We start from the raw sequence: 5,291 nt of genomic DNA, 5'->3' as shown, positions 1-5,291 counted from the left end.
CCGACGCCCGGCCGCCGCCTTGGTGATCGCCGCCCCGATGCCCAGGCGTTGCCACAGCTGGTCCAACGTCCACGCCCCACCCAACCGGCGCGAGTCCAGCACCTCCACTTCACCAGTGGCCGTCGCGGTGATCGCCTGCTCCGGGGTCAGGAACCGACCGATCGAGGACACCAACCGGGTCAACGCCTCCCGGTCCACATCCTGCGCCCGGCCGAAGGAGTGGATCACCTTCGCGGTCGAGGCGCCGGTGTCCGGGTGGCGTTCGTTGTGCGCCAGTTGCAGGTAGGACACGGTCGAGCCGTCCCGGTTCTTCCGCCGTGTCTCCCGCAAGTACATACCTACACAAAACCACGCTGTTGCAGGCCACGTCCAGCGACACGCCCAACTCGTGTGCCTACACGATCAACGCCACCGCATACCCCGAGCAGCGCTGACCAGCACAGAGGCCATCAGCACCCCCCGAATGTGCCTACGAACTGCGGAAGTCCGGTGAGACGAGCGCGCTCTTCCGCTCCTATCGACCCTTTGGTTGAATCTGATGGAGCATCCAGCAGGTCCACCATGGCGACACCGGCGACGGTCGAAGATTATGTGGCAGCCCTACCCCCGCCGGCACGTGACGTCCTGCAAGCGGCCCGGACCATCCTGCGGCGGGAGGTGCCCGGGGTCGAGGAGTCGATCCGCTACCAGATACCGTGCTTCGCTGCAGGCGGTACCTACCTGGTGCACGTGGCGGCCTGGAAGTCACACATCGGTCTCTATCCCGTGCCGCGGTTCCGCTCCGAAGTCGAGACACAGGTGGCTTCTCTCCGGCATGGCCAGGACACAGTCAGGCTGCCAATCAAGGAACCCTTCGCCCACGCCACCCTCGACCTGCTGCTCTCCGAGATCGTGGCGTTGCGCCTGGATGGCCGGACTCCCTGACCCGCGCCCGCGCAGTCATGCACTATCGGCGTCCAGGCGCTCACGGTGCGTGACGCACGCGATGACCTCTGGCCATCCTGCTCGGCCCGCGCGGTGTCGGCCCGAAAACGGTCCGGCTCCTCGCCGAGGCGAGGGCCGCTCGCACCTGTCGCTTGCCAGCGTGATGGGACCACCTCGTTGCCACGAGCTTGGGACCACCTGGGGGTGTCAGTGAGCATGGCTGGTCTCCTTGCTGGCGTCAAGGGCGACACGGCCGCGTTGGCGGTAGGAGGGGCCTTCGACGATGAGAGTGTGTGCCCCTGAGGTGAGGCGGTCGACGGCGGATTGGGCGAGGAGGGCGTCGGTGGTCATGGTCAACCATTCGGAGGGTTCCCGGTTCGATACCCAGATGGTGCTGGCCCGTCGGTGGCGTTCGACGACGAGTTCGTAGAAGTCGTTGGTTTGGGTCGCGTCCAGGGGTCGGAGCGCGAAGTCGTCGATGATCAGGAGGTCCAGGGCGGTCAGTCGGCGGATCTCGGCTTCGAGGGTGTTGTCCAGCCGGGCGGCGCGTAGCCGGGTGAACAGTTTGTCGGCGCGGGCGAAGGCGACGCTCATCCGACGCCGGATGGCGATGTGTCCCAGCGCGGTGGCCAGGTGGGTCTTGCCGACTCCCACGGGCCCCAGGATGAGCAGCCCGGTGCCGGCTTCGGCGAAGGTTAGCGTGGTCAGGTCGGACCACAGTTGCCGGTCGTAGGACAGGTCGGCGGGCTCGGCCCAGCTCTCCATCCGCATCGCGGGGTCCAGGCCGGCCTTGGCGCCCCGCAGCGCCGCTGAGCGGGACTCCCGGCGGGTGACCTCATCGGCCAGCAGCAGCTTCAGGAACGCGGCGTGACCCATCTTCTGCTGCCGGGCCAGGGCCAACCGTTCGGGCAGGGTGTCCTTGAGCCCGGACAGCTTCAGGGTGCGCAGGGTCTTGGCCAGGTCGGTGCCGATCGGGTCGATCGGACCGGCCGGTGGGCGCGTGGAACGACTCAGTCACGACCCAGCCCGAGGTCGTCAGACCTTCACCGCTGTCAACGACGCGGTGACCACCGACAACGGCACCCGTGTGGCCGGCCTTAAGTTCGCCGATCCCCGTGCCCAAGTACTGCTGCAGGCACTGCTGATCTTTCGGCTCCTGCCCAACGGATTCACCAACCGCGACCTACGCGGCCTGGTCGGCCAACTTCTCGCCAGCACCATGTCCTCCGGACAGTTGACCTACGACCTGCGCCGACTGCGCCTGCACGGCCTGATCACTCGGATACCCCATAGTCACCGCTACCACGTCACCGACACCGGGCTCCACCACGCGCTGTTCCTCACCCGAGCCCACGACCGGCTCCTGCGAACCGGGCTCGCCGAGATCACCGACCCTCAACCCGGACCACTGCAAGCCGCCAGCCGCAACTACCAGAAGGCCCTCGACAGACTCAGCAAGACATCTGGACTCGCAGCCTGAAACTTGACCCAGAATTTCGGCTCCGCCGAACCGAGCCTTCTAGCCCGCCTCCCAGCGCTTCGGCGCATGCATGCAGCGCGGTGCGCATCACAGGGCGCCGACTGCAGTGCACAGCGACCGAACGCACCCCAAGAGGCTGCTATGGAAACTCTTCTGGTTTCGGCGCGGCGCTGGCTCACAGCCGGGTTCGCCGGCTGACGCGTCAGCGTGGTCGCGATCGCGCTCAGCAGCCGGGCCATGTGGGCCGGCTGAGATTCAGAGCAGCGAGAACATCACGACGAGCGCCGCGCCCACCGCGACATCCGCAGGGGTTCCCTCGGCCAGCGCCGTGACCGCGACGCCGTCAGCGACCGCGAGGACCAGGCGCGCGTTGTCCTCCTCGGCAGGCAGGTCGGCACGGATCAGCACCTGTCGCACGACCTCCTTGAGGGCGGCGTTCCAGGCGGCGACGACCGGGCGCAGCCGCTGGTGCCTGCCGGCTTCGAGGTAGCGCTCGTACATCAGCAGTATCTGCTGCCGGGGGGCGTCTGCTCCGATGACGCTGACGACAGCCTGGGCCGCTTGCGCAGCGTCAAGCTGGGCCGGCAGCGCATCGACCACCGCGCCTGCCCTCGCCACCCACGCCTCGGCGACGTGCTGCAGCGCCTCGTCACGCAGGTCGTCGGCCGACGCGAAGTAGTAGGTGGTCGACGCAAGTGGCAAGCCCGCTCGGGCGGCGACCGCCCGGTGGCTCAGCGCGGCTCGCCCCTGCTCGAGGAGCAGGTCGCCTGCTGCCTCGATCAGGACGCTTCGCCGATGAGCCCCGCGGGCGTAGCGGACGACGCTGTCTGCGGCCATGTCAGTGTGCAGTGCTGGTCAACTGAAGGCCCACGACGCCTGCCACGATCAGCACGATCGAGATCAGCTTGAGCACCTCCGTCGACTCGTCCAGGAACACCATCCCGGCGACCGCGGTGCCGACGGCGCCGATGCCGGTCCAGACGGCGTAGGCGGGTCCAACCGGCAGGCTGCGCAGGCCCGTGGCCAGCAGGCTGAAGCTTGCCGCGGCGAAGACGACGAACAGGACGCTCGGGACGAGGCGAGTGAAGCCGTTGCTCGCCTTTAGCGACAGTGCGAAGCCGGTCTCAAACAAGCCGGCAAGGATCACGAGCGCCCAGGCCATGGCGAGCCCCTCTCAAGTTGGTACGGGTGTACCACCTAATGTGGCATATGTAGCGTTGGAGCGCGGGTTGGACGTCGAGCTGTCCGATCACCTGGGGTATCACCGGGGTGACCGGTCCGGTCACGGCAGCGGGAACTCCCGCAACGGCACCACCCCCAAGACGTTGCGCTCTGAGGTCGGCGACATCGCTCTGGACGGCCCTCGGGACCGGGCTGGCACGTTCAGCCCGGTCCTGGTGCCCAAGGGTGCCCGATCGGTTGGTGGGCTGGATGAGCAGGTCATCAGCCTGTACGGGGGCGGCCCGCCGGGGGCGCCAAGAGCACGGAGGAACCGGCAGCGGTTCGACCTCGCCCTCACCGACGGTGACCTGGCCACCGAGGTTGACCGACTGGTTGCGCTATGGGCGACCCCGCTGGGCGGCGCCACAGAGGGCAGAGTTGAGCTGGCTGATCCCGACGGCAACGAGTTCTGCCTCAATCTTGTCGGACAAGAGGCGTGCAGAAGGGTTGACCTCAGGTGGGAGAAATCGTCTACGGTGCCGTGACCTGTCTGATCTGCATGATCAGCCATGTGCGTCCTTCCGCGTCAGTCGCACGACGTCGAACGGAGAGATCGATGCCTACGAGGCGAGAAAGACCGAGTCAGCGTGCCAGGTCAGGAAGTCGCGGTTCGGTCGGTCGACCGGGCGCGTCGGCATGGAGATGCGGTTACCCGAGTCGGCGCGTCGGTAGAACTCCTCCCCGTTGCCCCAATCTGCGCGAAGGCGGGGACTGACCATCAGAGTTCGCTTCCCCGGATGCACTCCGAGGTAGCCACGGTCGAAGAGGGTGTGAACGTCTGAGCGAAGGAGCATGCCGTTGTCGACTCGGTTCTCACCGTCGGCGGTGACGGGCCGGATGTGGGCGGCCTGTAGTACGGGGACGATCTTGTCGCCGGTCATCGCGCATCGGCGTCCGTACGCTTCTTGAACCAGCGCTTTGAATGCTCCCTGCCCAACGCGCACGGGAGTCAATCGTGGCGCGCCGAACACCTCACCGGGAACCGCTCCCGCGATGTCGGTGTCCGCCCCTTCTCGACGAAGTAGCGCCGCGAACACCTGCTCGAGATAGCTCCCTTCGGCCGAGTCGAGGTCGTAGCCACGCCCTTGGACGATGTTGCCAGCCCATCCGGGAGGGGCGTCCATGGCCTCGTGTGCATCGAAGAACCGCACGTCGCGAAGCATGATGCACCCGATCTCCGGGTCGTGGTCTCCATCAGCCACTCGACCGCGATATTTGCGGATCCGGGAACGCATCTCGACCTCGGTTGGGCAGCCGTTGCTTTCGCCGAAGAACTCCCAGGCCCGCGACATCGGCAGAGAGGCCCAGCCGGACAGGAAGCCCGCTCCGACGATTCGATTTCCGTGCGAGTAGTGGGTTTTGAAGAAGAAGGGGTGCGGCTTGAGGAATCGCGCCAAACCTCCGGCCGCCGCTCGGCTGCCAAAAGTTGACCTCGGTTGAGCCGCGCTCGTGGAGGAACTGGTACCAGTCCCAGTCCGTGACCCCGACATACGCGCGCACCACATCAGTTTGCCCTGTTGGGGCCTGGGTGACTATGCAGCGACGTGCCTCGCATACTTTGAGCGCGTGGTGCTGGTTGGTGCCTCACGTACTTTGAGCGCGAAACGCTCCCGGTCGGGGCAGGCTTGCCTGGTATGGAAGGCAAGATCGACATGGCCGCACGACG

General features: G+C 66.8%; 7 protein-coding genes and 2 pseudogenes. 4 read left to right on the top strand and 5 right to left on the bottom strand.

Annotated elements, in window-relative coordinates:
* Positions 1-291, bottom strand: a pseudogene (locus tag ACR2FV_RS08425) (IS1634 family transposase); the annotation flags it as partial.
* Positions 292-561: 270 nt separating this feature from the next.
* Between ACR2FV_RS08425 and ACR2FV_RS08420 the strand changes: the two are divergent.
* Positions 562-924 (top strand): iron chaperone, encoded by a 363-nt coding sequence (locus ACR2FV_RS08420; protein WP_434015241.1) that lies wholly within the window; start codon positions 562-564, stop codon positions 922-924.
* A gap of 207 nt (positions 925-1,131) precedes the next feature.
* Here ACR2FV_RS08420 and istB read toward each other — a convergent pair whose 3' ends face one another.
* Positions 1,132-1,938, bottom strand: a complete 807-nt coding sequence (istB, locus tag ACR2FV_RS08415; RefSeq protein WP_434015243.1) for an IS21-like element helper ATPase IstB — start codon at positions 1,936-1,938, stop codon at positions 1,132-1,134.
* Here istB and ACR2FV_RS08410 point away from each other — a divergent pair.
* On the top strand, positions 1,925-2,404 hold the full coding sequence (locus ACR2FV_RS08410) for a hypothetical protein (RefSeq protein ID WP_434015240.1): 480 nt from the start codon (positions 1,925-1,927) through the stop codon (positions 2,402-2,404). The genes istB and ACR2FV_RS08410 overlap by 14 nt on opposite strands.
* A gap of 255 nt (positions 2,405-2,659) precedes the next feature.
* On the opposite strand, the gene ACR2FV_RS08405 is transcribed toward ACR2FV_RS08410, so the two are convergent.
* Both ACR2FV_RS08405 and ACR2FV_RS08400 read right to left on the bottom strand, forming a co-directional pair.
* Positions 2,660-3,241: a TetR/AcrR family transcriptional regulator gene (locus ACR2FV_RS08405; protein ID WP_434015239.1), complete on the bottom strand. Its 582-nt coding sequence runs from the start codon at positions 3,239-3,241 to the stop codon at positions 2,660-2,662.
* Position 3,242: 1 nt separating this feature from the next.
* Positions 3,243-3,566, bottom strand: a complete 324-nt coding sequence (locus tag ACR2FV_RS08400) for a DMT family transporter (RefSeq protein WP_434015238.1) — start codon at positions 3,564-3,566, stop codon at positions 3,243-3,245.
* 25 nt (positions 3,567-3,591) lie between these two features.
* Between ACR2FV_RS08400 and ACR2FV_RS08395 the strand changes: the two are divergent.
* Together ACR2FV_RS08395 and ACR2FV_RS08390 are read left to right on the top strand one after the other, a co-directional pair.
* Positions 3,592-3,867 (top strand): annotated as a pseudogene (locus ACR2FV_RS08395) (transposase); the annotation flags it as partial.
* Positions 3,847-4,110: a VOC family protein gene (locus tag ACR2FV_RS08390; protein ID WP_434015242.1), complete on the top strand. Its 264-nt coding sequence runs from the start codon at positions 3,847-3,849 to the stop codon at positions 4,108-4,110. The pseudogene ACR2FV_RS08395 and the gene ACR2FV_RS08390, both read left to right, overlap by 21 nt.
* A gap of 75 nt (positions 4,111-4,185) precedes the next feature.
* Here ACR2FV_RS08390 and ACR2FV_RS08385 read toward each other — a convergent pair whose 3' ends face one another.
* A complete protein-coding gene (locus ACR2FV_RS08385) occupies positions 4,186-5,022 on the bottom strand; it encodes an HNH endonuclease (RefSeq protein ID WP_434015237.1) in 837 nt (278 codons plus the stop codon).
* Positions 5,023-5,291: the final 269 nt, after the last annotated feature.

The organism is Ornithinimicrobium sp., from assembly GCF_051004135.1.
Lineage (GTDB): Bacteria > Actinomycetota > Actinomycetes > Actinomycetales > Dermatophilaceae > Ornithinicoccus.
The sequence above is the reverse complement of the archived record's forward strand: the minus strand, read 5'-3'. Positions and strand labels throughout refer to the sequence as shown.